The 23,681-nt window shown below is 71.8% G+C and carries 25 protein-coding genes; 16 read left to right on the forward strand and 9 right to left on the reverse strand.

What is annotated here, in order from left to right; genetic code table 11:
• Position 1: 1 nt before the first annotated feature.
• From sufC to dapD, 7 genes are all read left to right on the forward strand, one after another.
• Entirely contained in the window at positions 2-766 is a 765-nt protein-coding gene (gene sufC, locus AC069R_RS21900) for a Fe-S cluster assembly ATPase SufC (protein WP_128789526.1), read from the forward strand.
• The gene (locus AC069R_RS21905; RefSeq protein ID WP_478768485.1) at positions 763-2,019 is read left to right on the forward strand and encodes a cysteine desulfurase; all 1,257 of its coding nucleotides are present in this window, start codon (positions 763-765) and stop codon (positions 2,017-2,019) included. Before sufC ends, AC069R_RS21905 begins: the two co-directional genes overlap by 4 nt.
• Before the next feature lie 17 nt (positions 2,020-2,036).
• Positions 2,037-2,504 carry a Fe-S cluster assembly sulfur transfer protein SufU gene (gene sufU, locus AC069R_RS21910; protein ID WP_037656711.1) on the forward strand — a complete coding sequence of 156 codons (468 nt, stop codon included), beginning with the start codon at positions 2,037-2,039 and terminating at the stop codon, positions 2,502-2,504.
• A complete protein-coding gene (locus AC069R_RS21915; protein WP_478768486.1) occupies positions 2,501-2,833 on the forward strand; it encodes a metal-sulfur cluster assembly factor in 333 nt (110 codons plus the stop codon). The genes sufU and AC069R_RS21915 overlap by 4 nt, the downstream gene beginning before the upstream one ends.
• A 180-nt stretch (positions 2,834-3,013) precedes the next feature.
• On the forward strand, positions 3,014-3,337 hold the full coding sequence (locus AC069R_RS21920; RefSeq protein WP_478768487.1) for a DMT family transporter: 324 nt from the start codon (positions 3,014-3,016) through the stop codon (positions 3,335-3,337).
• Entirely contained in the window at positions 3,337-3,867 is a 531-nt protein-coding gene (locus tag AC069R_RS21925) for a TetR/AcrR family transcriptional regulator (protein WP_478768488.1), read from the forward strand. The genes AC069R_RS21920 and AC069R_RS21925 overlap by 1 nt, the downstream gene beginning before the upstream one ends.
• Before the next feature lie 81 nt (positions 3,868-3,948).
• Positions 3,949-4,935: a 2,3,4,5-tetrahydropyridine-2,6-dicarboxylate N-succinyltransferase gene (gene dapD / locus AC069R_RS21930; protein WP_478768489.1), complete on the forward strand. Its 987-nt coding sequence runs from the start codon at positions 3,949-3,951 to the stop codon at positions 4,933-4,935.
• Positions 4,936-4,987: 52 nt separating this feature from the next.
• Here the strand turns inward: dapD and AC069R_RS21935 are convergent, their stop codons facing one another.
• Positions 4,988-5,494, reverse strand: a complete 507-nt coding sequence (locus tag AC069R_RS21935; RefSeq protein WP_478768490.1) for an HAD domain-containing protein — start codon at positions 5,492-5,494, stop codon at positions 4,988-4,990.
• 34 nt (positions 5,495-5,528) lie between these two features.
• A complete protein-coding gene (gene dapA / locus AC069R_RS21940) occupies positions 5,529-6,428 on the reverse strand; it encodes a 4-hydroxy-tetrahydrodipicolinate synthase (RefSeq protein WP_478768491.1) in 900 nt (299 codons plus the stop codon).
• Positions 6,429-6,596: 168 nt separating this feature from the next.
• Between dapA and AC069R_RS21945 the strand changes: the two genes are divergently transcribed.
• From AC069R_RS21945 to AC069R_RS21970, 6 genes are all read left to right on the forward strand, one after another.
• Positions 6,597-6,737 carry a hypothetical protein gene (locus AC069R_RS21945; protein WP_397986552.1) on the forward strand — a complete coding sequence of 47 codons (141 nt, stop codon included), beginning with the start codon at positions 6,597-6,599 and terminating at the stop codon, positions 6,735-6,737.
• On the forward strand, positions 6,734-7,429 hold the full coding sequence (locus AC069R_RS21950) for a hypothetical protein (RefSeq protein WP_478768492.1): 696 nt from the start codon (positions 6,734-6,736) through the stop codon (positions 7,427-7,429). Before AC069R_RS21945 ends, AC069R_RS21950 begins: the two co-directional genes overlap by 4 nt.
• Positions 7,430-7,489: 60 nt before the next feature.
• The gene (locus tag AC069R_RS21955) at positions 7,490-7,915 is read left to right on the forward strand and encodes a phage holin family protein (protein ID WP_397987323.1); all 426 of its coding nucleotides are present in this window, start codon (positions 7,490-7,492) and stop codon (positions 7,913-7,915) included.
• Positions 7,912-8,460, forward strand: coding sequence for a DUF3618 domain-containing protein (locus AC069R_RS21960; protein WP_478768493.1), 549 nt, complete (start codon positions 7,912-7,914; stop codon positions 8,458-8,460). Before AC069R_RS21955 ends, AC069R_RS21960 begins: the two co-directional genes overlap by 4 nt.
• Positions 8,461-8,559: 99 nt before the next feature.
• Positions 8,560-9,180 (forward strand): ArsR/SmtB family transcription factor, encoded by a 621-nt coding sequence (locus AC069R_RS21965; RefSeq protein WP_478768494.1) that lies wholly within the window; start codon positions 8,560-8,562, stop codon positions 9,178-9,180.
• A gap of 10 nt (positions 9,181-9,190) precedes the next feature.
• Positions 9,191-9,928, forward strand: a complete 738-nt coding sequence (locus AC069R_RS21970) for an SRPBCC family protein (protein ID WP_478768495.1) — start codon at positions 9,191-9,193, stop codon at positions 9,926-9,928.
• Positions 9,929-9,938: 10 nt separating this feature from the next.
• On the opposite strand, the gene AC069R_RS21975 is transcribed toward AC069R_RS21970, so the two are convergent.
• On the reverse strand, positions 9,939-11,762 hold the full coding sequence (locus AC069R_RS21975; protein WP_478768496.1) for an endonuclease/exonuclease/phosphatase family protein: 1,824 nt from the start codon (positions 11,760-11,762) through the stop codon (positions 9,939-9,941).
• Positions 11,763-12,027: 265 nt separating this feature from the next.
• Here AC069R_RS21975 and AC069R_RS21980 point away from each other — a divergent pair, with 265 nt between their 5' ends.
• The 3 genes from AC069R_RS21980 (at position 12,028) to AC069R_RS21990 (ending at position 17,195) form a co-directional block, all read left to right on the forward strand.
• A complete protein-coding gene (locus tag AC069R_RS21980; protein WP_478768497.1) occupies positions 12,028-13,452 on the forward strand; it encodes a hypothetical protein in 1,425 nt (474 codons plus the stop codon).
• A gap of 457 nt (positions 13,453-13,909) precedes the next feature.
• Positions 13,910-15,361: an alkaline phosphatase PhoX gene (locus AC069R_RS21985; RefSeq protein ID WP_478768498.1), complete on the forward strand. Its 1,452-nt coding sequence runs from the start codon at positions 13,910-13,912 to the stop codon at positions 15,359-15,361.
• Positions 15,362-15,614: 253 nt separating this feature from the next.
• Positions 15,615-17,195 (forward strand): TROVE domain-containing protein, encoded by a 1,581-nt coding sequence (locus AC069R_RS21990; protein ID WP_478768499.1) that lies wholly within the window; start codon positions 15,615-15,617, stop codon positions 17,193-17,195.
• Between the two features lie 57 nt (positions 17,196-17,252).
• Here AC069R_RS21990 and AC069R_RS21995 read toward each other — a convergent pair whose 3' ends face one another.
• From AC069R_RS21995 to AC069R_RS22020, 6 genes are all read right to left on the reverse strand, one after another.
• On the reverse strand, positions 17,253-18,452 hold the full coding sequence (locus tag AC069R_RS21995) for a TerD family protein (RefSeq protein WP_478768500.1): 1,200 nt from the start codon (positions 18,450-18,452) through the stop codon (positions 17,253-17,255).
• Between the two features lie 95 nt (positions 18,453-18,547).
• Positions 18,548-19,537: a zinc-dependent alcohol dehydrogenase family protein gene (locus tag AC069R_RS22000; protein WP_478768501.1), complete on the reverse strand. Its 990-nt coding sequence runs from the start codon at positions 19,535-19,537 to the stop codon at positions 18,548-18,550.
• On the reverse strand, positions 19,534-20,358 hold the full coding sequence (locus AC069R_RS22005) for a carbohydrate ABC transporter permease (RefSeq protein ID WP_478768502.1): 825 nt from the start codon (positions 20,356-20,358) through the stop codon (positions 19,534-19,536). The genes AC069R_RS22000 and AC069R_RS22005 overlap by 4 nt, the downstream gene beginning before the upstream one ends.
• Positions 20,355-21,290 (reverse strand): carbohydrate ABC transporter permease, encoded by a 936-nt coding sequence (locus AC069R_RS22010; protein WP_478768503.1) that lies wholly within the window; start codon positions 21,288-21,290, stop codon positions 20,355-20,357. Before AC069R_RS22010 ends, AC069R_RS22005 begins: the two co-directional genes overlap by 4 nt.
• Positions 21,287-22,657: an ABC transporter substrate-binding protein gene (locus AC069R_RS22015; RefSeq protein ID WP_478768504.1), complete on the reverse strand. Its 1,371-nt coding sequence runs from the start codon at positions 22,655-22,657 to the stop codon at positions 21,287-21,289. Before AC069R_RS22015 ends, AC069R_RS22010 begins: the two co-directional genes overlap by 4 nt.
• Positions 22,658-22,737: 80 nt before the next feature.
• A complete protein-coding gene (locus AC069R_RS22020; protein ID WP_478768580.1) occupies positions 22,738-23,505 on the reverse strand; it encodes a DeoR/GlpR family DNA-binding transcription regulator in 768 nt (255 codons plus the stop codon).
• Between the last annotated feature and the right edge of the window lie 176 nt (positions 23,506-23,681).

A 23,681-nucleotide genomic window follows, 5' to 3' on the forward strand; every position in this document is an offset into this window, starting at 1 on the left:
CATGGCAACGCTTGAAATCCGAGACCTGCACGTCACCGTCGAGGCCGACAACGCCACGAAGGAGATCCTCAAGGGCGTCGACCTGACCGTGAAGCAGGGCGAGACGCACGCCATCATGGGCCCCAACGGCTCCGGCAAGTCGACCCTCGCCTACTCGCTGGCCGGTCACCCCAAGTACACGATCACCGAGGGCACCGTGCTGCTCGACGGCGAGGACGTCCTGGAGATGTCCGTCGACGAGCGCGCCCGCGCCGGCCTGTTCCTGGCCATGCAGTACCCGGTCGAGGTCCCCGGCGTCTCGGTCTCCAACTTCCTGCGCACCTCCGCCACCGCCGTGCGCGGCGAGGCCCCGAAGCTGCGCACCTGGGTGAAGGAGGTCAAGGAGGCCATGGAGCGTCTCCACATGGACCCCGCCTTCGCCGAGCGCAATGTCAACGAGGGCTTTTCCGGCGGTGAGAAGAAGCGCCACGAGATCCTCCAGCTCGAACTGCTCAAGCCGAAGATGGCGATCCTGGACGAGACCGACTCGGGCCTGGACGTCGACGCGCTGCGCATCGTCTCCGAGGGCGTCAACCGCGTCCGCGAGACGGGCGAGGTCGGCACCCTGCTGATCACGCACTACACGCGCATCCTGCGCTACATCAAGCCCGACCACGTGCACGTGTTCGCCGCCGGCCGCATCGTCGAATCCGGCGGCCCGGAGCTCGCGGACAAGCTGGAGAACGAGGGCTACGAGGCATACGTGAAGGGTGGCGCATCCGCGTGACACAGCTGTCGGGCCTCCTCGACACCGAGGCGATCCGCAAGGACTTCCCCGTCCTGGACCGTGTGGTCCACGACGGCAAGAAGCTCGTGTACCTGGACAACGCGGCGACCAGCCAGAAGCCGCGCCAGGTACTGGACGCCCTCAACGAGTACTACGAGCGTTACAACGCCAACGTCCACCGTGGCGTGCACGTCCTCGCCGAGGAGGCCACGGCACTCTACGAGGGCGCGCGCGACAAGGTGGCGGAGTTCGTCAACGCCCCCAGCCGCGACGAGGTGATCTTCACCAAGAACGCCTCCGAGTCCCTCAACCTCGTGGCCAACATGCTGGGCTGGGCCGACGAGCCCTACCGGGTCGACCACGAGACCGAGATCGTCATCACGGAGATGGAGCACCACTCCAACATCGTGCCGTGGCAGCTGCTCGCGCAGCGCACCGGCGCGAAGCTGAAGTGGTTCGGCCTGAGCGACGACGGCCGCCTGGACCTGTCGAACATCGACGAGATCATCACCGAGAAGACCAAGATCGTCTCCTTCGTGCTGGTCTCCAACATCCTGGGCACCGTCAACCCGGTCGAGGCGATAGTGCGCCGCGCCCAGGAGGTCGGCGCGCTGGTGTGCGTCGACGCCTCCCAGGCCGCGCCGCACATGCCGCTGGACGTACAGGCCCTCGGCGCCGACTTCGTGGCCTTCACCGGCCACAAGATGTGCGGCCCGACCGGCATCGGCGTGCTGTGGGGCCGCCAGGAGCTGCTGGAGGACCTGCCGCCGTTCCTGGGCGGCGGCGAGATGATCGAGACCGTCTCGATGCACTCCTCGACGTACGCTCCGGCGCCGCACAAGTTCGAGGCGGGCACGCCCCCGATCGCGCAGGCCGTCGGTCTGGGCGCGGCGATCGACTACCTCCAGTCGATCGGCATGGAGAAGATCCTCGCGCACGAGCACGCCCTCACCCAGTACGCGGTGGAGCGCCTGGCCCAGGTCCCCGATCTGCGGATCATCGGCCCGACCACGGCCGAGGACCGGGGCGCCGCGATCTCCTTCACCCTGGGCGACATCCACCCGCACGACGTGGGCCAGGTCCTGGACGAGCAGGGCATCGCGGTCCGCGTCGGCCACCACTGCGCCCGTCCGGTCTGCCTGCGCTACGGAATTCCCGCGACCACGCGAGCGTCGTTCTATCTGTACTCCACGCCGGCCGAGATCGACGCTCTGGTCGACGGCCTGGAGCACGTACGGAACTTCTTCGGCTGAGAGGCGTGTCGAAAACCGTGAAGCTGGACTCCATGTACCAGGAAGTCATCCTGGACCACTACAAGAACCCGCACGGGCGTGGTCTCCGGGATGGCGACGCCGAGGTGCACCATGTGAACCCGACGTGCGGCGACGAGATCACCCTCCGCGTGAAGTACGACGGCACGAAGATCGCGGACGTCTCGTACGAGGGCCAGGGCTGCTCCATCAGCCAGGCCTCGGCCTCCGTACTGAACGAACTCCTCGTCGGCAAGGACCTGCCCGACGCGCAGAAGATCCAGGAGACCTTCCTGGAGCTGATGCAGTCCAAGGGCAAGATCGAGCCGGACGACGCGATGGAGGAGGTGCTGGAGGACGCGGTCGCGTTCGCCGGTGTCTCCAAGTACCCCGCGCGGGTCAAGTGCGCCCTCCTGAGCTGGATGGCGTGGAAGGACGCGACGGCCCAGGCGCTGGGTGGCGCCGAAGCCGAAAGGAAGACCGCATGAGCGACACCGTCGAGATGAAGCCGGCCTCGGAGGAGGAACTCCGCGAGGCCCTGATGGACGTGGTCGACCCCGAGCTGGGCATCGATGTCGTCAACCTCGGCCTGATCTACGGCATCCACGTGGACCACTCCAACGTGGCCACCGTGGACATGACCCTGACCTCCGCGGCCTGCCCGCTGACGGACGTCATCGAGGACCAGGCCAAGTCCGCCACGGACGGCATCGTCAACGAGCTCCGGATCAACTGGGTCTGGATGCCGCCGTGGGGCCCGGACAAGATCACCGACGAGGGCCGCGAGCAGCTGCGCGCGCTGGGCTTCAACGTCTGACCACGTCCGGCAGAGGGCTTGCGCGAGGGGCCATGGCAGGAATGCCGCGGCCCCTTTCGCATGCCCTGGGGCTTCGCATGCCCCGAGGCCGCGCCGCCCGTCGCCCGCCGCCTTGTGTTCGCCGACTCGTCGTACAGTCGTTATGTACGGCCGTACACAGTCATATGTACGCTCGTCCGCATGGGATATCTGACGCTCGCCGGTGCCATAGCCGCCGAGGTGACCGCCACGACGGCGATGAAGTACAGCCACGGTTTCAGCAGGCTCGGACCCTCGCTGGTGACGGCGCTGGGGTATCTGGTGTCCTTCCTGCTGCTGGCGCAGACGCTGAAGACGGTGCAGATCGGTACGGCGTACGCGATCTGGTCCGGGGTGGGGACCGCGGCCATCGCCGTGCTCGGGCTGCTGCTGTTCGGGGAGGGGCTCAGCGCGGTGAAGGTCGCCGGGATCCTGCTGATCATCGGGGGAGTGGTGGTGCTGAACCTTGGCGGGGCGAGCCACTGATGGCGCGGCGTTACGACCCCGACCGGCGGCAGCGGATCATCGACGCGGCGCTCCGGGTGGCCGGACGGGACGGGCTCGCCGGGCTGAGCCATCGCACCGTCGCCGCGGAGGCGGATGTGCCGCTCGGCTCCACCACGTACCACTTCGCCACCCTCGACGACCTGCTGGTGGCCGCCCTGTGCCAGGCGAACGAGGGGTTCGCCGGGGTGCTCGACGGCAGCGGGGTGCTGGACGACGCCGACCTCGCGGCCGGGCTCGCCCGCGTCCTCGGCGACTGGCTGAACGGCGACCGCCCCGGCGCGGAGCTGGAGTACGAGCTGTACCTCGCCGCCTTGCGCCGCCCGGCCCTGCGGCCCGTCGCCGCCCGGTGGACCGAGGAGACGGCCGCGCGCCTGTCCGCCCGCGTCGACGCGGTGACGGCACGGGCGCTGCTCGCCCTGATGGACGGGATCTGCCTCCAGGTGCTGCTGACCGGCGGGTCGTACGACGAGGGGTACGCGCGGGAGGCGCTCCGGCGGGTGATCGGCTGAACACGGCCCGGCCGTGCGAAGCCGACCGGCACGTGAGACACGGTTCGCCCCCGCACCCCGTGCCACGTTAGGTTTTGTCCCATGACCGACACTGCTTCCCGTACCACCGGCGCCGTCGCCGCCGGCCTCGCCACGATCGCCTCCGACGGCACCGTCCTCGACACCTGGTTCCCCGCGCCCGAGCTGGTCGCGGAGCCGGGCCCGGCCGGCACCGAGCGGCTGTCCGCGGAGCGCGCCGCGGAGCTGCTGGGCGGCGGCGCGACCGCGGCGACCGGCCCGGACGCCCGCCGGGGCGTCGAGGTGGTCGCGGTCCGTACGGTCATCGCCTCGCTGGACGAGAAGCCGCTGGACGCGCACGACACCTACCTGCGCCTGCACCTGCTCTCGCACCGCCTGGTCAAGCCGCACGGCCTGAACCTGGACGGCATCTTCGGCCACCTCGCCAATGTCGCCTGGACCTCGCTCGGCCCGGTCGCCGTGGACGACATCGAGAAGGTGCGGCTGAACGCCCGCGCCGAGGGCCTGCACCTCCAGGTCACCTCGATCGACAAGTTCCCCCGCATGACGGACTACGTGGCCCCCAAGGGCGTGCGCATCGCCGACGCCGACCGCGTGCGGCTGGGCGCGCACCTGGCCGAAGGCACCACCGTGATGCACGAGGGCTTCGTCAACTTCAACGCCGGCACGCTCGGCACCTCGATGGTCGAGGGCCGCATCTCCGCCGGTGTCGTCATCGGCGACGGCTCGGACATCGGCGGCGGCGCCTCCACCATGGGCACCCTGTCCGGCGGCGGCAATGTGATCATCTCCATCGGCGAGCGCTGCCTGATCGGCGCGGAGGCGGGCGTCGGCATCGCCCTCGGCGACGAGTGCGTGGTCGAGGCCGGTCTGTACGTCACCGCCGGTACCCGCGTCACCATGCCCGACGGCCAGATCGTCAAGGCCCGCGACCTGAGCGGCGCCTCGCACATCCTCTTCCGCCGCAACTCGGTGACCGGCACCGTCGAGGCCCGCCCGAACAACGCGGTCTGGGGCGGCCTGAACGACATCCTGCACAGCCACAACTGACCTGCCTCGTACGCCCCGAGCGCCCCTCGCCCCCGCGGTGCGGGGCGCTCGGTCATGCGGGGGACAGGCCGGACGCGAACTCCCTCAGTGCCGTGAAGTCGCCCTCGCGCAGGCCGATGCGGGGGTTCACGTGGTGCAGCAGGGCCGGTGCGGGGTGGTGGTCGGCCACGAACACCGCGTCCTCAGTGCTCTGTTCGTCGTCCACCCAGGCGAACGGCCGGCCCCCGGCGTACGCCACGATCGCCTCCGTCTTCCAGTGCACCCCGTCGGGCCGGTACGCGAACAGGCCCGTACCGAAGTCGACGTACGGCAGTTCGGGCAGCCCGAGGGTGGGGGCGATCCAGTGGTTGGCCTCGGCCATCCAGGTCGTCGCCCAGCACAGCTCGTAGCCGAGGGCCAGCAGCGCCGGGCCGTGGGCCGGGTTCAGCCAGACCCGCAGGGGACGACGGGCGGCCAGGGGTACCCGGATCGTCGTATACCCCTCGGGCGGGTGCTCCCGCTCGGCCGCGTACGGGTTCAGGGGACCGTCGACGTCCAGGAACAGCAGGGGGCGGCTCACGGGGACACGGTACGGCAGGCGGGGGGAGCGCGGATCAGGATTCGGTCAGTTCTTCGAGCCGTGCGAGCAGTTGGGCCGTCACCTTCGGGGAGGCGGGCAGCAGCGGGGCGCGGACCGGGCCCGCGGGCAGGCCGAGCCGGGACAGGAGGGCCTTGGCGGTGACCGTTCCGGGCAGGCCCGCGGACATCATCGACTCGATCAACGGCGTTGTCCTGAGCTGGAGTTGCCGCGCCCGTGCGGTGTCGGCCGCGTCGAAGGCGTCGAGGACGGCGCGGATGGGGCGCGGGGCGGCGTTGGCCACGGTGCTGATACACCCGGCCGCGCCGACGGCGTAGAGGGCGAGGTTGTGTTCGTCGCAGCCCGCGTAATAGGCCAAGTCCGTCCGCGCCAGCACCTTCTGGGTGCCGAGGAAGTCGTAGGAGCAGTCCTTGACGCCGGCGATCCGGGGGTGTTCGGCGAGGCGGAGGATCGTCTCCGGGGCGATGCGGGTGCCGGTGCGGGCCGGGATGTCGTAGAGCAGGACCGGCAGTCCGCTCGCGTCGGCGATGGCGCGGAAGTGGGCGGCGACGGCGTCCTGCGGCGGCCTGCTGTAGGAGGGCGGCGCGACCAGGACGGCGTCGGCGCCCGCCTTCTCGGCCGCGAGGGCCAGTTCGGCGGTGTGCCGGGTGTCGGCGGTGCCGATGCCCGCGATCAGGGGGACCCGCGCGCCGACCGCCTCCCGTACGGCCGTGATCAGTTCCGCCTTCTCGGCGTCGCTGGTGGTCGGCGACTCGCCCGTGGTGCCGCTGAGGACCAGCCCCTCGCAGCCCTCCGCCACCAGGTGCGCGGCCAGTTCCTGCGCGCCGGCCCGGTCCAGCGCGCCCTCCTCGGTGAACGGGGTGATCATCGCGCAGAGGACGCGGCCGAAGGGGGAGGGGCGGTGTGTGATCGTCATACCCGTTAGTGTCGGCAGGTCATCCGCGTAGCTCTACTTAATTTTTCTTCGGAGTATCGGTAAGTTTGCTTACACGTTCGAGTGTGGCGCAAGGTCGTGTGTCCAACTCGGCCGTTCATGGGTCACTATGGGCGAAGGGTCATCACCGACGTCAGCCATGGAGGCACCATGAAGCTCGGCAAGGCACTGGCCACCGGGGTCGCCGAGGAGCGGCCGCGGATCCACGAGGAAGAGACCCGGCAGCCCGTGGCGGACGCCCGTCCCGCACCGGCCGAGCCGGCCCGCGAAGAGGTTCCGGCCGGCCGATGAAACTGCGGCTCCCGGTGGAACGCCCCACGGAGCCGCCGACCGGCTACAAGATCGCCCACCCGGTGCTGTCCCAGGACGGCACTCGGGCAGGGTTCACCGGGGTGTCGCTCGGCGGCGCGCTTCCGTACGGGGTTCTCGACCAGGCGTCCTGCGTCTACGGCCGCAGGCACCGCCCGCCCGCGCGCCTGTGCGACTGCGGTTTCCACTGCGTCCACGACCGCGCCGCCGCCGACGCCCTGCGCTGCACCGCCGAGCACCGCACCGCGCTGCTGCTCGAAGTCTCCGTGCTCGGCTCCTACATCCGCTTCGAGCGCGGATTCCGCTACGCCCGCCAGCGGGTGCGCACCGCCACCGCGGGCCTCTGCGCCTGCGGCGCCACCGCGGTCCTGCTGGCCGACGCCGGCTGGGGCCGGCCCGGCTGGCGCGCCCTGGCCCCCGGCTGCGCGGGCTGTGCACGCGGTCGTACGTCCGTCACCCTCGCGCAGTTCGCCCGGCTCGCCGGGGAGGGCCTGCGGGTGCGGGCGGACGGCGGCGTCCCGGCCGGGAACGTCGCCGAGCCGGTGCCGGGCGCCGGGATGGGGGTGCCCGAACTGGTCGCCGAGGCAGCGCTGTTGCAGGCCAGGCTCGACTGGTTCCAGTCCCAGCTCGCGCGGCTCGGCGACCGCGGGACCGGGGGAGCCGAGCAGGGCTGACGCGCCCCGGCCCTGGGTACCCGGATGTTCCGTACAGGAAGGAGGCGGGACACCGTGACCATGACCTCGCACACACGACCGCTTACGCGCCCCGCAGTCGACGGACACCCCTCCACGGGGGAACTCGTCAATCGCGCCACCGAGCAGCTCTCCCAGCTGCTGCGGCAGGAGGTCGCCCTCGCCAAGGCGGAACTGGCCCAGAAGGGCAAGCGCGCCGGACGCGGCGGCGGCATGCTGGGCGCCGCGGGCGCCCTCGGCTACGTCGGACTGATCGTGCTGGCCGGCGCGGCCACCGCCGCCCTCGCCCTGGTGCTGCCCCTGTGGGCGTCGGCGCTGATCGTCGCGGCCCTGCTGTTCGCCGCGGCCGCCGTCCTGGCCGTCACCGGACGCGCCCAGCTGCGCCGCGCCGGTTCGCCCATGCCCGAGGAGACCCTGGGCAGTGTCCGGGCCGATGTCGACGTGATCAAGGAAAGGGCACATCGATGACCCACAGGACCCCGCACGGTTCGGGCGCCAAGGGCCCCGACGAGCTGCGCGCGCAGATCGCGCAGACCCGGAACCAACTCGGCGACACCGTGGCCCAGTTGGTGGGCCGCGCCGATGTGAAGGGCCGGGCGCGGGCGCGGGCCGCCGATCTGAAGGACAAGGCCGGCGCCATGACCGTGCAGCTGCGCTCCAGCGCCTCCCAGGCCGGGCACGGCGCCCAGGACCGGGCCGCGCACGCGGCGCACGCCGTGAAGGGACGCGCCGCGCAGGCGGGCCACGCGGTGCAGGGGACGGCCGCGCGCACCGGGCACACCCTCCAGAGCCGGAGCGGCCGGCCCGACGGCCAGCCCCTGCGCGACCGCGCGCTGGAGGCCGGGCACCGCGTCCAGGACAAGGCCGCCGTGGCCCAGCGGCAGCTCGCGCCGCCCGCCCGCAAGGCCGCCGAGGGCCTGCGCGGGCTGCCGCGGCCGGTGCTGATGGCGGCCGCCGCCGGGACGGTCGCCCTGATCGCGGCCGGGATGCTCAGGCGCCGGCGCGGCTGCTGACCGACCCGGCCTCCGGAGGGCTTCCGGCACCTGGCTCACCCTCTCACCGAAAACTCCGTCCGCCTGGACGAAAAAAGTTTTCGGTGGGAGGGTGAGCGCATGCTGGATGTGACCGTGATCGAGGACCCCGAGGCCGCGGCCGTGTCGCTGGACCCCGTCCGGGCCCGGCTGCTCGCCGAACTGGCCGCCGGACCCGCGTCGGCCGCGATGCTGGCCGGCAAGGTCGGACTGCCCCGGCAGAAGGTGAACTACCACCTCAAGACGCTGGAGCGGCACGGACTGGTCGAGCTGGCCGGGGAGCGCCGCAAGGGCAATGTCACCGAGCGGCTGATGCGGGCGAGCGCCGCGTCGTACGTCATCTCGCCCGCCGCCCTGCCCGCCGTGCAGCCGGACCCGGACCGCTTCCGGGACCAGCTGTCCGCGCGCTGGCTGCTGGCGCTCGGCGCCCGCCTGGTGCGTGATGTCGGGGCGCTGATCAATGGCGCGGCCAGGGCCCGCAAGCCGCTCGCGACGTACGCCCTGGACGGCGGGGTGCGGTTCGCCTCCGCCGCCGACCGCGCGGCCTTCGTGCAGGAGCTGACGGCGGGTGTCACCGCCCTGATCCGCAAGTACGACGCCCCGGACGCCGAGGGTGGCCGGGACCACCGGATCGTCGTCGCCCTGCACCCCGCGGTCAAGGACCGGCCGGCCGCCCTGGAACCCGCACCGGAAGCCGAGTAGGAGCCCCGCCATGAGCAAGGAATTCGAGATCGTCCGCGAGTTCGAGGTCGATGTCCCGCCGGAGCGGGTGTGGGCGGCGGTCACCACCGGGACCGCGGGCTATCTGTGGCCGATGGACCCGCCCGAGCCGCGCGAGGGCGGCCGGGGCCCCTTCGGCTCGACCGTCGTGGTCTGGGAACCGCCCCACCGCTACGTCAACCGCAGCGAGGACGTGGGCATGCCCACGCAGTCGCTCAACCAGCTCGACCACACCATCGAACCCCGCGACGAGGGCCGCCGCGCCTTCGTGCGCTACGTCCACAGCGGGATCTTCACCGACGACTGGGACACCCAGTACGACGGCGCGAACAAGCACACCGACTTCTATCTGCACACCCTGCGCGCGTACCTGACGCACTTCGCGCCCGCCCCGGTCGCCTTCGCGCAGGCGACCGGGCCCGCCTCCTCGGCCGTACCGGAGGCGCTCGCAGCCGCGGCCCGCGCCCTCGGGCTGCCGGACGACGCGGGAGCGGGGACGAAGGTGCAGGTCCGCGGACCCGGCGGGCGGACCCTGGACGCCGTACTCGACTACCGGACACCGGAGTTCGTCGGGCTGCGCACCGGCAGCGCCCTCGTCCGCCTCTTCGGCCGGGGCCGCTGGGGCGCGCCGCTCGGCGTCAGCGTGCACGACTTCGCGCCGGACGCCGATGCCGGGGCGGCCGGGACCGCCTGGCAGGACTGGCTGAACGGGGTGTTCAGCCAGTCCTGAACCGCCGGGGTCAGGGGCGGAAGCGCAGCACCTGCGGGTCGTGGTCGCTGATCTGGTCGTTGAACTCCGAGTTGATGTGCACGCTGTCGTACTGGAACTCGTCGCGGCGCACCGACGGGCTGATCAGGATCTGGTCCAGGACCTGCGAGTTGCCCTCGTAGTCGTAGGTGTAACGCTCGCTCCTGGGCAGCGACTTGATCGCCGACCACAGCTCGCCGTCACCTTCGAGGATCTTCGCGGTGCCGGAGAACTCGAAGTCGTTCATGTCGCCGAGGGCGAGCACGTTCGCGTTCTTCTGGATCTTCAGGATGTCCTTGACGAACGCGTTGACCTCCTGCGCCTGCGCGTGGCGCTGGGTCTCCGAGCTGCGCGTGACCGGCTGGTACTGCGCGGTCAGGCTCTGGTCGCCGCCCTTGGAGATCAGGTGGTTGGCGATCACGAAGACGGTCTTGCCCTGGAAGACGAACTGGCCGACCAGCGGCTTGCGGCTGTCCTGCCAGGCGGTGCTGGCCGGGTCGATCCGGCCCGGCGAGGCGGTCAGCTGAGCCTTGCCGTGCTCCTTGACGACGCCGACCGCGGTGGTGGAGTCGCCGCCCGCGCGGTCCACGAAGGACACCCGCTCGGGGTTGAACAGGAACACCTGGCGGATGTTGCCGCCCGGCTCGCCGCCGTCCTTGTCGTTGACCGGGTTGATGGAGCGCCAGTCGTACTTCGGGCCGCCCGCCGCGACGATCGCGTCGATCAGCTTGTTCACGGTGACGCTCGCGTCGACCGTGCCGTCGTCCGTGGCGCCGTTGTCGTCCTGGATCTCCTCCAGGGACACGATGTCGGGGGACTGGAGGTTGTGCACGATGGCGGCGGCGTGCTGGTCGAACGTCTTGTCCGACGGGTCGAGGTTCTCGACGTTGTACGTCGCGACCGCGAGCTGCCTGGCGGTCTGCTTCTTCGTGGTCTCGCGCTGGAGCCCGCCGCTCTTGAGCGTCCCGAGCCGGCCGGCGACCAGGGTGTAGCCGCCGTACTGGTTGAAGTCCAGCGGGCCGGTGGTGGTGCCGGTCAGGGTGTCGCCGACGTTCGCCTTCGGGAAGTCGGTGGTGGCGCCCAGCGACTGGATCTGGAGACGGCCGGTGTTCTGCGAGTCGTAGGACCCGTAGACCGTGCCGCCGCGGCTGTCGCGGTGCTCGTACGGTTTCACCGTGACCCACAGCTCGCTGTACGGGTCGGTGGCGGTGACCACACGGGCGTTGTTCACCTGGACGTTCATGCCCTCAAGGGACTCGTAGTAGTCCAGGGCGTACTTCTTGGGCTGGAGCGGCAGGTTGTTGATCGAGCCGCCGTCGGCGGGGTCGCCCCCCGGCGTGTACCGGCCCGGCACCGACCGGGCGTCGATGACGACCGGCGCCGGGACGGCGTTGCCGGTGGAGACGGTGGTGACGGTCGGCTTGGTGATCTCCGTGACGGACTGCTCACCGGAGGCGGCACCACCGGGGACGTACTCGGAGACCGTGCCGGTCACCGTCACCGAGTCGCCGACCGCGACCTTCGGCGTCGAGCTGGTGTAGACGAATATGCCCTCGCTGGTGGCGGGGTTGTCGTCGGGCGTCGCGTCCTGGAACCAGAAGCCCTTGGACGAGCCGTAGGTGCGCGTGGCCGTGACGATGCCCGGCACGTCCGAAACCTTCTGCCCGGCGTACGGCGACAGGCGGGTGGTGCCCTGGATGTCGTGGATGCGCACCGCGTCGGCGTGCGCGGGAGAGGTGAGGACGACGGCCGACGCGGCGGAGCAAACGGCGGCGACGGTGAGCGCGGCGAGACGCGCGGTGGACCTGCTCGGCAAGGGATCCCTCCGGGGATGTTACGGGGCGCCGGGACGAGGTGGTTCGGGTGCGTGTGGGGGCTGTTGCCCTCCGTGACACGCATAGGGCCGAGTGAACGATCGTTCTCCCGACTTCTACGCGCGTCAATCTCCAGCCTGCGGCCGGGACTTGTCAAGGTTTCGGCCATGTACCGGGGTTGACGGGAAGATGAACCGGGCGGCATGGGGCCAAACCCGTCTAGGCTGAGGGGCTGAGCACGTTTCACGGTCCGAGGAGATCCAGCCGATGTCAGACAGCTCCCCCCTGCCGCCCGTACGGCTGCATCCCGAAGCGGAGCTGGCGCACGCCGCGCTGTCGACGCCCCTGCTCTCGCGCGCGGCCCGGCTCGCCCGCTGGGCCGGGCCCGGCACTCGGGTGGACGCGGGCGGCAGCCTCGTCGAGGAACAGCTCCCCGCCGCCGCCGAACAGCTCGGACTGACCGGCGACGACGCGGCCGCCTACGCCGCCGAGGCCTGGCGGGTGGCGCTGGACTCCGGCCTGGTCGAGATCGCCGACGAGGAGCGCGGAACGGTCCGGGCGGGCGAGGCGCTGGCCCTGCTCACCGGCTCCCCGCAGGAGATCCTCACGGTGTGGCTCGCCGCGCTGGAGACCGTGCTGGCCGACGCGAGCGTGCCCGATCTGGACGATCTGGTGGACGCGCTGGACGAGGGCGGCGAGATCGATTTCGCGTCACTCGACTGGGACCCCGAGGCCGAGGCCGCGTTCCTGGACGGGGTGCTCGGCAACCTCTACCTCCTGACGGTGAGTGAGGACGGCGCCGGGGAGCAGCCGGTCCCGCTGCCCGCCCTCGCCGCGTCGATGATCGTGCCGGACGACATGGGCGAGCCAACCGATGACGTCCTGGAGCAGGTCTCCGACGCGATGATGCGCCTGGACGACCAGTTCCGGACGCTGGAGCCGGTCGGCCTGGTCGAGTACCGGCCGGTGGACGAGGCGCTGATGGCCGACGCCGACGAGGAACCGGCCGCGCCGGTGGAGGAGGCCGATGTCTCCCGCTACGGCATGGTGCGCCTCACCCCGCTCGGCGCCTACGGGCTGCGGGCGCGGCTGATGGAGGCCGGCTTCGAGGCCCCGGTGGTCGGCGAACTCGCCGACAAGGGGGCGGACGTGCTGCTCGACGGCACCGCCGCGTTCGGTGCCTCCGCCGCTCTCGCCGAGACGGAGCTGTGGCTGAACCGGCGCGAACCGCTCGCCGCCGCGCGGGAGTTGCTGGCCGCGGCGCGGGGCACCGACGCCGGGGGGCCGCTGCGCCGGCTGTGCTGCCAGCAGGCGCTGTCCCTGGTCGGCGGGGAGGCGGAGCCCGCGCTGCGGGAGGTGCTGGACGATCCCGAACTCGGCGGCCTCGCACGGGTGTGGCTGAGCGAGCGGGGCGCGGCCGATGTGCCGGCGCCCTCCCAGGACCTGGTGTTCTGGCTGACCATCGACACCGTCGCCGCGCAACTGGCCGCCGAGGGCAACTCCGAGGAGCTGCAGGCCCTGGTGGAGGGGCTGGCCGAGCAGCACAGCGGATTCTTCGCGGCCGCGTGGCGGGTGGAGCACCCGGCGACGGCCGAGGTGCTGGAGGCGATGGGACGGCTGCACCCGGACAAGAAGGTGGCCAAGCAGGCCCGCAAGGCAGCGTTCAAGGCGCGGTCGCAGCAGGGGGGTTGAGCGGCGGGGCGGGGTGACCCGAGCTGGGGTGAGGTGGGCGGTTGTAGCGGGGTGAGCGCGGCCCGGTGGCAGTGGCGGGCGGGGCGGGCCGGGTGGCCGTGCGGGGCCGAGGCCGTCGGCCGCTGGTGGGGTGGCTGGGCGCCGTCGCGGTGGAGGGAGGGGACGGCCGGGCCGCTGTGCGGTAGCAGCCGTACGTGCTCTGTGTGGCGGAAGCCGTACGCGCTCCGTGCGGCGGGAAACCGTACGCGCTCCGCGCGGTGATCGGCGGTGCGAGCCGTGCCGTCACGTCGGTCCGCCGTGGTGCTTGGTTTGTCCTTGGGGTGGTGCATACGGTTTCTTGAACATGGGTGGCTGTGGTGGCCCCGCGTTCAACTGCCGTTCAGGCACCGCCGGGAGCGTGTGCGCCGAACGAGGTCCGCCGCCCTCCACGGCACACCCATCCGTCACAGGAGACACCATGTCGCTCACCCGCAGGGACTTCGCCAGAACCTCCGCGATCACCGGTGCCGGGATCGCCCTGGCGGGCAGCGCCGGCGTGCTCGCCACCGCGCCGAACGCCCTCGCGTCCACGGAGACCGACACCGCGCCGGCCCACGGCCACGGCCACGGCGATGGCCATCCCGCCGTCGGCTACGGCCCCCTGGAGTCCGACCCCGAGGGCATCCTCGCGCTGCCCGCCGGCTTCAGCTACCAGATCATCACCTACAGCGGCAGGACCCGCCTGGAGTCCGGCGAGTTCACGCCGTCCAACCACGATGGCACCTCCACCTTCGAGGGCCCCCGCGGCACCACCCTCCTCGTCAACAACCACGAACTGGCGGGCCCGCGCGCCAAGTGGACCTACCCGGTGCCGCTCACCGAGGGCCTGGTGTACGACCCCGCCGCGGCCGGTGGCTGCACGGTGGTCGAGGTGCGCCGCGACCACGTCGCCGAGTGGGTCGGCATCGCCGGCACCTCCACCAACTGCGCGGGCGGCAACACCCCCTGGGGCACCTGGCTGACCTGCGAGGAGACCGAGGACAAGGCCGGCCAGAACGGCATGACCAAGGACCACGGCTACGTCTTCGAGGTGGACCCGGCCGACCGCCGGGCCAACCGCGCCCCCAAGCCGGTCAAGGCGCTGGGCCGGTACGCCCACGAGGCCGTCGTGGTCGACCCCAAGCGCGGCCACCTCTTCCTCACCGAGGACGCCGCGGGCCCCAACGGCCTGCTCTACCGCTGGACCCCGCCGGCCGGGTTCCGCCACGGCCGCGGCAGGCTGCGCACCCTCGCCGACGACGCCGGCGTGCTCCAGGCCTTCAAGTGCTTCGACTCCGGTGGCCGGTTCGTGGACGACCTCTCCCGCGCCACGAGGACCGGCACGGTCTACGGCGTCGACTGGGTGGACGTGCCCGACCGCGACGCCCGGCAGGTCTCCACCCGCAAGCAGTTCGGCGAGGGCCAGGTCACCCGCGCCCGCAAGCTGGAGGGCATGTGGTGGGGTGACGGCGGCGTCTACGTCGTCTCCTCCTTCGCCCGCGCGGAGAGCCCCCTCCAGCACGACGGCCAGGTCTGGTTCTACGACCCCCGGCGCCGGACCCTCACCCTCAAGGTGCTGCTCGGCGTGAACCCCGATCCGGGCAAGGACGGCGCGTTCGACGGCCCGGACAACATCACCGTCTCGCCGTACGGCGGTCTGGTCATCGCCGAGGACGGCGAGGGCGTCCAGCATCTGTTCGGCGCCACCGACAGCGGCCGCACCTACCCGATCGCGCGCAACGAGCTGTACATCGGCACCGAACAGGAGCCGGAGTACAGCGAGTTCACCGGCGTCACCTTCTCGCCCGACGGGCGGACCCTGTACGCCAACATCCAGACACCGGGCATCATGGTCGCCATCACCGGGCCCTGGAAGCGGCAGAAGAAGTAAGGCCCGCAGAGGGTCGATTAATTCGCTCGCCCGACCCGCGGCCGTCCGCCTAGAGTGCTGCCTGTCCAGGTGCGACAGGCAGGACCTACTTCCTTTCTTCGAGGTGGAGGCCGCGGGTTCGACTCCCGCCATCGGCACTCGGTGCCGGGTAGCTCAGTGGCAGAGCGCCAGCCGTCGGTTCAGCCGCCCTTGATCTCTGGACACCGCACTTCTTTCACGCACCCGAGGGTGTCGGAATTCGGGGGAATTCACCATGGCGCGATTCAACACGCGTGCCGTCAAGGCGCAGCCGCGCTCCGCGGTGACCACGACCGGCCGCACCCTGCGCACCCACGAGGGCGCCGACGGCCGCGAGCGCGACGCGCGTTCGGAACTCTTCCTCCTCGCCGTCTCCCATCTCGTCTCGCAGGACACCTTCTACGAGTCCGGCGAGGACCGCGACGACCGCTTCGCCCGGCTCGTGCGCGACCTCGCCGTGCGCGACCCCGAGTGGACCGCCGGACTGCTGCGCTGGCTGCGCGGCGAGGGCAACATGCGTACGGCGTCCATCGTGGGCGCCGCCGAGTACGTGCACGCGCGGCTGACCGCGGGCGCGACCGGCGGACCCGCCGGCCGGCAGGTCGTGGACCACGTACTGCAACGGCCCGACGAACCGGGCGAGTTGCTCGCCTACTGGGTGTCGCGGTACGGCCGCGCCGTGCCCAAGCCCGTCAAGCGGGGGATCGCGGACGCCGTACGGCGGCTGTACCACCCCAAGGCGCTGCTGAAGTACGACACCGCGTCCAAGGGCTACCGCTTCGGCGACATCCTCAACCTCGTGCACGCCTCGCCGGACCCGGACAAGCCCTGGCAGGGCGAGCTGTTCCGGTACGCGCTCGACCGGCGCCACCACCCGGAGACGGCAGTGCCGCCGGCCGCGCTGCCCATGCTCACCGCCCGCCGTGAGCTGATGGCGCTGCCGGTCGCCGAGCGGCGGGCGGTCGTCACCTCACCGGACGGCGCCGAGCGGCTCGCGGCGGCCGGGATCACCTGGGAGGCGCTGGCCGGCTGGCTCCAGGGCCCGCTGGACAAGGCGGCCTGGGAGGCGGTGATCCCGTCCATGGGCGCGATGGCGCTCGTGCGCAACCTCCGCAACTTCGACGAGGCGGGGGTGTCCGACTCCGTGGCCGAGCGGGTCGCGGCCCGGATCAGCGACCCCGAAGAGGTGGCGCGCTCGCGGCAGTTCCCCTTCCGCTACCTCGCCGCGTACCAGCACGCGCCCTCGCTGCGGTGGGCGTACCCGCTGGAGCGGGCGCTCGGCCACTCGCTGGCGAACGTGCCCGCGCTGCCGGGGCGCACGCTCGTCCTGGTCGACCGGTCCGGGTCCATGTTCTGGGCGGCGTCCGGGACCGGTTCCCGGCTGACCCGCGCCGACGCGGCGGCGGTCTTCGGCACGGCACTGGCGGTGCGGGCCGCGTCCGCGGACCTGGTGGAGTTCGGATCGACGAGCGCGCAGGTCGCCTTCCGGCGCGGGGAGTCCGTGCTCAGGGTCCTGGAGCGGTTCGGGGACCTCGGGGGCACGGACACCACCGGGGCGATCCGGCGGCACTACCGCGGCCACGACCGGGTGGTGATCGTCACCGACGAGCAGTACGCCGGGGACCGCCACGGCGAGCCGGCGGACCAGATCCCCGCGGACGTGCCGGTCTACACCTGGAACCTGGAGGGCTACCGCGCCGGTCACGGGCCCTCCGGCTCCGCCCACCGGCACACCTTCGGCGGTCTGTCGGACTCCGCCTTCCGGATGATCCCGCTGCTGGAGGCGGCGCGGGACGCGCGCTGGCCCTGGCAGTAGCGGCCCGGAGGGGCGCGGGGAGCCGCGCGAGCGGCCCCGGCGCCCCCACGCCCGGCGTCAGAGGGCCTTCGCCGCCGGGTCCACCATGTTGCGGACCGTCCGCGCCTTCACGAAGTCGCCGATCGCGGTCATCTCCCACTCGCCCGAGAACTGCCGGACCAGCTTGGCCATCATCACGCCGGTCTGGGGTTCGGCCTGAGTGAGGTCGAAGCGGACCAGCTCCTCCTCCGTCGCGGCGTCCACCAGGCGGCAGTACGCCTTGGCGACGTCGGTGAACTTCTGGCCGGTGAAGGAGTTGACCGTGAAGACGAGTCCGGTGACCTCCTGGGGGATGCGGCCGAGGTCGACCACGATCACCTCGTCGTCGCCCGCGCCCTCGCCCGTGAGGTTGTCGCCGGAGTGCTTGACCGCGCCCTTGAGGATGGTGAGCTTGCCGAAGTAGCAGCTGTCGATGTGGTTGCGCTGCGGGCCGTAGGCGATGACGGAGGCGTCGAGGTCGATGTCGCCGCCGCGGAACGCCGGCTCCCAGCCGAGGCCCATCCGCACCTGGGAGAGCAGCGGCCGGCCGCCCTTGACCAGCGACACCGTCTGGTTCTTCTGGAGGCTGACCCGGCCCTTGTCCAGGCTGATCTTCCCCGCGCCCGGAGCCGGGGCCGCAGCCGGGGGAGCAGCCGGCGGCACGGCGGGCACCGGCGGGGCCACCGGCGGTGCCACCGGCGGCGGGGGAGCCACCGGCTGCTGCGGCGCCGCCGGAGCCGCCGCCGGTTCCTCCACCGTGACGCCGAAGTCCGTCGCGATGCCCGCGAGCCCGTTCGCGTACCCCTGGCCGACCGCGCGGGCCTTCCACTGGCCGCCGCGGCGGTAGATCTCCACGACCACGAGCGCGGTCTCGGTGCCGAGCTGCGGCGGGGTGAACGTGGCCAGCACCGCGCCGCCGTCCGCGTCGCGGATCGTGGCCGTCGGCTCGATGCCCTGGAAGGTCTGGCCGGCCGCGTCCGGGCTGGCCGTGACCACGATCTTCTCGATGTCCGGCGGCACGGCCGCGGTGTCGACCGTGATCGCGTCGGGCGCGGTACCGCCGCCGGACCGGTAGGCCACACCCGGTCCGGACGGCTGGTTGTAGAAGATGAAGTCGTCGTCCGAGCGCACCTTGCCGTCGCCCGTGAGCAGCAGGCCCGAGACGTCCAGCCGCACCGGAGCGGCCACGTCCACCGTGATGCGCGCGGCGGAGAGCGGAACGTTCGAGCCAGGGGTCATAGCTGTCATGTGGGGGGTAACGAACGAAACCGCTTTACCGTTCCCTTACCACCGGCGTCACCCGTCGCCCAGGGCACACCCGCACGGCACGACCATCACGGCACGACGACGATCTTCCGTCCCACCCCCGCCGCGAACTGCTCCAGCGCCTGCGGGTACCGCTCCAGCGGGAGCCGGTCGCTGATGAAGACGTCCGGGTCGAGGACGCCGCCCGCGAAGAGTTCCGCCGCCCGCTCGTAGCTGTGCAGCACCGCCATCGAACCGGTGATCGTGATCTCCTGGTTGTAGATGCGGTACGGGTCGATCTGCACGCGGGTGGCGTAGTCGGCGACCCCGAACTGGAGGAACGTGCCCGCCTTCGCCACCCGGCCCAGACCGTCCTGGATCGCCGCCGCGTTGCCCGTCGCGTCCACCACCACGTCCCAGCCGCCCGGCCGGTCGAGTTCGTCCGCGCCGGCCGCCGCGCCCGAGACGCCGAGCAGCCGGGCCGTGTCCAGGCGGGCCGGGTTCAGGTCCACCATGTCCACGCTGGCCGCGCCGGTGCGCTTGGCCAGCTCCAGCATCATCAGGCCCATGGTCCCGGAGCCGTAGATCAGGACGTGGGCGCCGAGCCGGGAGCGCAGCACGTCGTAGCCGCGCACCGCGCAGGACAGCGGTTCGATCAGGGCCGCGTCCTCGGTGCGTACGTGCTCGGGCAGCTTGACGCAGTTGGCGACGGGGGCGACGGCGTACTGCGCCGCCCCGCCGGCCGTGGTCACGCCGATCGCGGCCCAGCGTTCGCACAGGTTGTTGTGGCCGTTGCGGCAGTAGCGGCACTCGTAGCAGTACAGGGACGGGTCGACGGCCACCCGGTCGCCGGTCGTCACCTCGGTGACCTGAGCGCCGGTGGCGACCACCGTGCCGGCGAACTCATGGCCCGGCACGATCGGCAGCTTGGGCGCGAACTCGCCCTGGAGGATGTGCAGATCGGTGCCGCACAACCCGCACGCGGCGACCTCGACGACGACCTCGCGGGGTCCCGGCGCCGGGTCGGGGACCTCGGTGACGACGGCACGGCCCAGTGACTCGATGACGGCGGCCTTCATTTCACGGCTCCCAACGACAGGCCCTGGACCAGCTTGTCCTGGGCGGCGAACCCCGCGGCGAGCACCGGCAGGGAGATGACGAGCGACGCGGCGCACACCTTGGCCAGGAACAGGCCCTGGCTGGTGATGAAGCCGGTCAGGAAGACGGGCGCGGTCTCGGCGACCACGCCGGTGAGCACACGGGCGAACAGCAGCTCGTTCCAGCTGAAGATGAAGCAGATCAGCGCCGTCGCCGCGATGCCGGGCAGCGCGATGGGGGCGACGACACGGGCGAGGATCGTCGGCAGCCGGGCGCCGTCCACCCGCGCCGCCTCGATGACCGCGACCGGCACCTCGGCGAGGAAGGACTGCATCATCCACACCGCGATCGGCAGGTTCATCGCGGTGTAGAGGACGACCAGCAGCCAGATGTTGTCCAGCGTCCCGGTGTCCTTGGCGAACAGGTAGATCGGCAGCAGCCCCGCGACGGCCGGGAGCATCTTCGTGGACAGGAAGAAGAACAGCACGTCCGTCCACTTGCGCACCGGCCGGATCGACAGCGCGTAGGCGGCGGGCAGCGCGAGCAGCAGCACGCACAGCGTGGAAACCACCGACGCCACACCGGAGTTGATCAGCGCGGGCCAGGGGCTCGCCCCGCCGCCGACGCCGAAGAACTCGCGGTAGCCGTCCAGGGTGAGGGCGGCGCCGAAGGACGGCGGGTTGGTCGCCGCGTCCTGCTCGGAGTGGAAGGACGTCAGCGCCATCCAGGCGATGGGCAGGAAGAACACGATGCCGGCCAGCCAGGCCACGAGGCCCGGACCGTGGCGTTTCAGCGCGGTCATGAGCGGGCCACCTCCTCACGGAACAGGGACGAGACCACGCGCAGCGCGAAGGTCGCGATGACGAGCGAGCCGATGACGACCAGGACCCCCGCGGCCGAGGCGAGACCGTTCTCGTGCGCCTGGTAGAAGCTCTGGTAGACGGTGTACGGCAGGTTCGCCGTGCCGAGGCCCCCGGAGGTGAGGGTGAACACCGCGTCGAAGTTCTGCACGATGTAGATCGAGCCGAGCAGCGCGCCCAGTTCGAGGTAGCGGCGCAGGTGGGGCAGGGTGAGATGGCGGAAGATCTGCCAGTCGCCCGCGCCGTCCACCCGAGCCGCCTCGATCTGCTCCCGGTCCCGGCTCTGCAGCCCGGCCAGCAGGATCAGCATCATGAACGGCGTCCACTGCCACACCAGGGACGCCTCCACCGCGAGCAGCGGGGTGCGCGAGATCCAGTCCGGCTGGGGGCCGCCCACGTAGTGCAGCAGCCCGTTGAGCAGGCCGTACTCGGGGTTGTAGAGCACGTGTTTCCACAGCAGCGCGGCGGCCACCGGGACCACCAGGAAGGGCGCGATCAGCAGGGTGCGGACGACGCCCCGGCCGGGGAAGCGCCGGTCCAGGAGCAGGGCGAGGAGCAGTCCCAGCACCAGGCTGGCCAGCACCACGGCCACCGTGAGCAGCACGGTCGTCCACACCGAGTGGCGCAGGTCCGCGTCGGTGAGCACCTGGCGGTAGTTGGCGAGGCCGGTGAAGCGGCGGGCCTTGGGGTAGAGGGCGTTCCAGTCGAAGAACGAGATCACCAGCGTGGCCACGAACGGCAGTTGGGTGACCGCGATCATGAAGACGAGGGCGGGGAGCAGCGGGGCCCGGATGGCCCAGGCGCGCAGCCGGGCCGGGGGCCGTTTCAGCGGCCGGGCGGGGGCGGCCACGCCGGGGGCGGTGGTGGTGGTCATCGTCCCTCGTACTCCTTGGAGATCTTCTCGGCGAGCTGCTGGGACTTCTTCAGGGCCGTGTCGACCGACTGGCGTCCGGCGATGGCCGCGCTGATCTCCTGGGAGACCCTGGTGCCGAGGTCGGTGAACTCGGGGATGTCGACGAACTGGATGCCGGGCGCGGGCCGCGGCTGCACACCGGGGTCGTTCGGGCGGCTGCTCTCGATGGCCCGGCGGGTCATCTCCTGGAAGGCGGCGGCCGATTGCCGGTAGTCGGCGTTCTCGTACGTCGAAGCCCGTTTGCCCGCGGGCACGTCCGGCCAGCCGCTGGTCTCGCCGACCAGCTGTTCGTACTCCTTGCCCGACGCCCAGGAGACGAACTTCCATGCCTTGTCGGGGTTGTGGGAGGCGTGCTGGATGCCCCAGGCCCAGGTGTAGAGCCAGCCGGAGGACGCGGTCCGCTCGACGGGGGCGGGGGCGTAGCCGAGCTTGCCCTTCACCGGGGAGCCCTTCGCCTCCAGGGAGCCGGCCGCGGAGGTGGCGTCGTACCACATGGCGACCTTGCCCTGCGTCATGTCGTTCAGGCACTCGGCGAACCCGGACTGCGCGGCCCCGGACTCGCCGTGCGCGCGGACCAGGCCGACGTAGAACTTCGTCGCCTTCTCGAAGGCGGGCGAGTCCAGCCGGGCCTTCCAGTCCTTGTCGAACCAGGTGCCGCCGAAGGTGTTCACGACCGTGGTCAGCGGCGCCGCCATCTCGCCCCAGCCGGGCAGCCCGCGCAGGCAGATGCCCCGCATGCCGGGCTTCGCGCCGTCCACCTTCGCGGCGAGGTCGGCCACCTGCTGCCAGGTGGGGTGGGCGGGCATGGTCAGGCCCTTCGCCGCGAACACGTCCTTGCGGTACATCAGGAAGGACGACTCGCCGTAGAAGGGCTGCCCGTAGAGCTTGCCGTCGTCGCCGGTGAGGGACTGGCGCATCGGCGCGAGGATGTCCTTCTCGTCGTACGACGGGTCCTTCGCCACGTAGGCGTCCATCGGGCGCAGCCAGCCGTTGCGGGCGTAGATCGGGATCTCGTAGTTGGAGAGGGTGGCGACGTCGTACTGGCCCGCCTGGTTGGCGAAGTCCTGGCTGATCTTGTCGCGGACGTCGTTCTCCGGCAGCACGGTGAAGTTCACCTTGATGCCGGTCTCCTTGGTGAAGTGCGAGGCGGTGAGCTTCTGGAGCTCCACCATCTGGGGGTTGTTGACCATCAGTACGTTGATCGAGTCGCCGCCGGATCCGCCGCCGCCCGCGCCGACCCAGCAGCCGGACAGCAGGGGGGTGAGCAGCGTCCCTGCGGCGGCCAGGACGAGCACGGCTCGTGGCCTCCGTCGGCTCGGGGTGCGCATGGATCACTCCTGGATGTATGGGGAGATAAGGGGTGTTCGGTGGGCGGGCATGCCCATGGGTGGGACGGGGTTCGGGGATCTCAGACCCGGATGACCTGCGGGCCCAGCAGGGCGTAGCGGTGGGCCTCGGCCGCGGGGAGCAGGGTGCTGGTCACGATCGCCTCCAGCGCGCCGACGTCCGCGAACCGGCAGAAGCTCGCCGCGCCGAACTTGGTGTGCACGCCCGCGAACACGGCGCGCCGCGCCGCCCGCAGCGCCCGCGCCTTGACCTCGCCGACCGCCGGATCGGGCGTGGTCAGGCCGTGTTCGCGGGAGATGCCGTTGGCGCCGACGTAAGCGAGGTCGAGGACGAAGCCGGACAGCATCGTCGTCGCCCAGTGGTCCACGGTGGCCAGCGTGCCGGCCCGCACCCGGCCGCCGAGGAGCAGCACCTGGATGTGGTCCGTCCCGGCGAGGGCGCCCGCGACCGGCAGGGACGCGGTGACCACGGTCAGCGGCCGGTCCCTGGGCAGGGCTTCGGCGATGAGCTGGGGGGTGAAGCCCTCGTCGACGAAGACGGTCTCGGCGTCGCCCAGCAACTCGGCCGCCGCGGCGGCGATCCGGCGCTTCTCGGGCACCTGGCTGGTGGCCCGGAACGCCAGCGTGGTCTCGAAGCCGGCGCTCTCCACCGGGTAGGCCCCGCCATGGGTGCGGCGGATCAGCCCGTGGTCCTCCAGGGCGCGCAGGTCGCGCCGGACGGTCTCCTTGGCCACGCCCAGCCGGGCGGCGAGCGCGGTGACATCGACCGCGCCGGTGGCCCGCGCGGCCCGCACGATCTCGCGGCGGCGTTCCTCCGCCGTTCCGGTCATCTCGTCACCCGCCTCCCCGCGGAACTGCCCGTTCGGGCCCATGGGGGAAGTTGTACCGCCGGTCCGCCGCCCTGACCAGGCTTGTTGCCCGGCCGATGCTGCCCGCTTGGGCCCGTTTGCCGGGCGCGGTGCCCGCCGCGGACCTGCGCGGCGGCGCGGGCCGGAGGGGAAACGGG

The organism is Streptomyces sp. NPDC043952 (genome assembly GCF_056435325.1).

Coding starts and splice junctions, on each gene's coding strand:
- sufC (WP_128789526.1), top strand. CDS start 2: ATGGCAACGCTTGAAATCCGAGACCTGCACGTCACCGTCGAGGCCGAC.
- AC069R_RS21915 (WP_478768486.1), top strand. CDS start 2,501: ATGAGCGACACCGTCGAGATGAAGCCGGCCTCGGAGGAGGAACTCCGC.
- AC069R_RS21920 (WP_478768487.1), top strand. CDS start 3,014: ATGGGATATCTGACGCTCGCCGGTGCCATAGCCGCCGAGGTGACCGCC.
- AC069R_RS21925 (WP_478768488.1), top strand. CDS start 3,337: ATGGCGCGGCGTTACGACCCCGACCGGCGGCAGCGGATCATCGACGCG.
- dapD (WP_478768489.1), top strand. CDS start 3,949: ATGACCGACACTGCTTCCCGTACCACCGGCGCCGTCGCCGCCGGCCTC.
- dapA (WP_478768491.1), bottom strand. CDS start 6,428: ATGACGATCACACACCGCCCCTCCCCCTTCGGCCGCGTCCTCTGCGCG.
- AC069R_RS21945 (WP_397986552.1), top strand. CDS start 6,597: ATGAAGCTCGGCAAGGCACTGGCCACCGGGGTCGCCGAGGAGCGGCCG.
- AC069R_RS21950 (WP_478768492.1), top strand. CDS start 6,734: ATGAAACTGCGGCTCCCGGTGGAACGCCCCACGGAGCCGCCGACCGGC.
- AC069R_RS21955 (WP_397987323.1), top strand. CDS start 7,490: ATGACCTCGCACACACGACCGCTTACGCGCCCCGCAGTCGACGGACAC.
- AC069R_RS21960 (WP_478768493.1), top strand. CDS start 7,912: ATGACCCACAGGACCCCGCACGGTTCGGGCGCCAAGGGCCCCGACGAG.
- AC069R_RS21965 (WP_478768494.1), top strand. CDS start 8,560: ATGCTGGATGTGACCGTGATCGAGGACCCCGAGGCCGCGGCCGTGTCG.
- AC069R_RS21970 (WP_478768495.1), top strand. CDS start 9,191: ATGAGCAAGGAATTCGAGATCGTCCGCGAGTTCGAGGTCGATGTCCCG.
- AC069R_RS21980 (WP_478768497.1), top strand. CDS start 12,028: ATGTCAGACAGCTCCCCCCTGCCGCCCGTACGGCTGCATCCCGAAGCG.
- AC069R_RS21985 (WP_478768498.1), top strand. CDS start 13,910: ATGTCGCTCACCCGCAGGGACTTCGCCAGAACCTCCGCGATCACCGGT.
- AC069R_RS21990 (WP_478768499.1), top strand. CDS start 15,615: ATGGCGCGATTCAACACGCGTGCCGTCAAGGCGCAGCCGCGCTCCGCG.
- AC069R_RS21995 (WP_478768500.1), bottom strand. CDS start 18,452: ATGACCCCTGGCTCGAACGTTCCGCTCTCCGCCGCGCGCATCACGGTG.
- AC069R_RS22000 (WP_478768501.1), bottom strand. CDS start 19,537: ATGAAGGCCGCCGTCATCGAGTCACTGGGCCGTGCCGTCGTCACCGAG.
- AC069R_RS22005 (WP_478768502.1), bottom strand. CDS start 20,358: ATGACCGCGCTGAAACGCCACGGTCCGGGCCTCGTGGCCTGGCTGGCC.
- AC069R_RS22010 (WP_478768503.1), bottom strand. CDS start 21,290: ATGACCACCACCACCGCCCCCGGCGTGGCCGCCCCCGCCCGGCCGCTG.
- AC069R_RS22015 (WP_478768504.1), bottom strand. CDS start 22,657: ATGCGCACCCCGAGCCGACGGAGGCCACGAGCCGTGCTCGTCCTGGCC.
- AC069R_RS22020 (WP_478768580.1), bottom strand. CDS start 23,505: ATGACCGGAACGGCGGAGGAACGCCGCCGCGAGATCGTGCGGGCCGCG.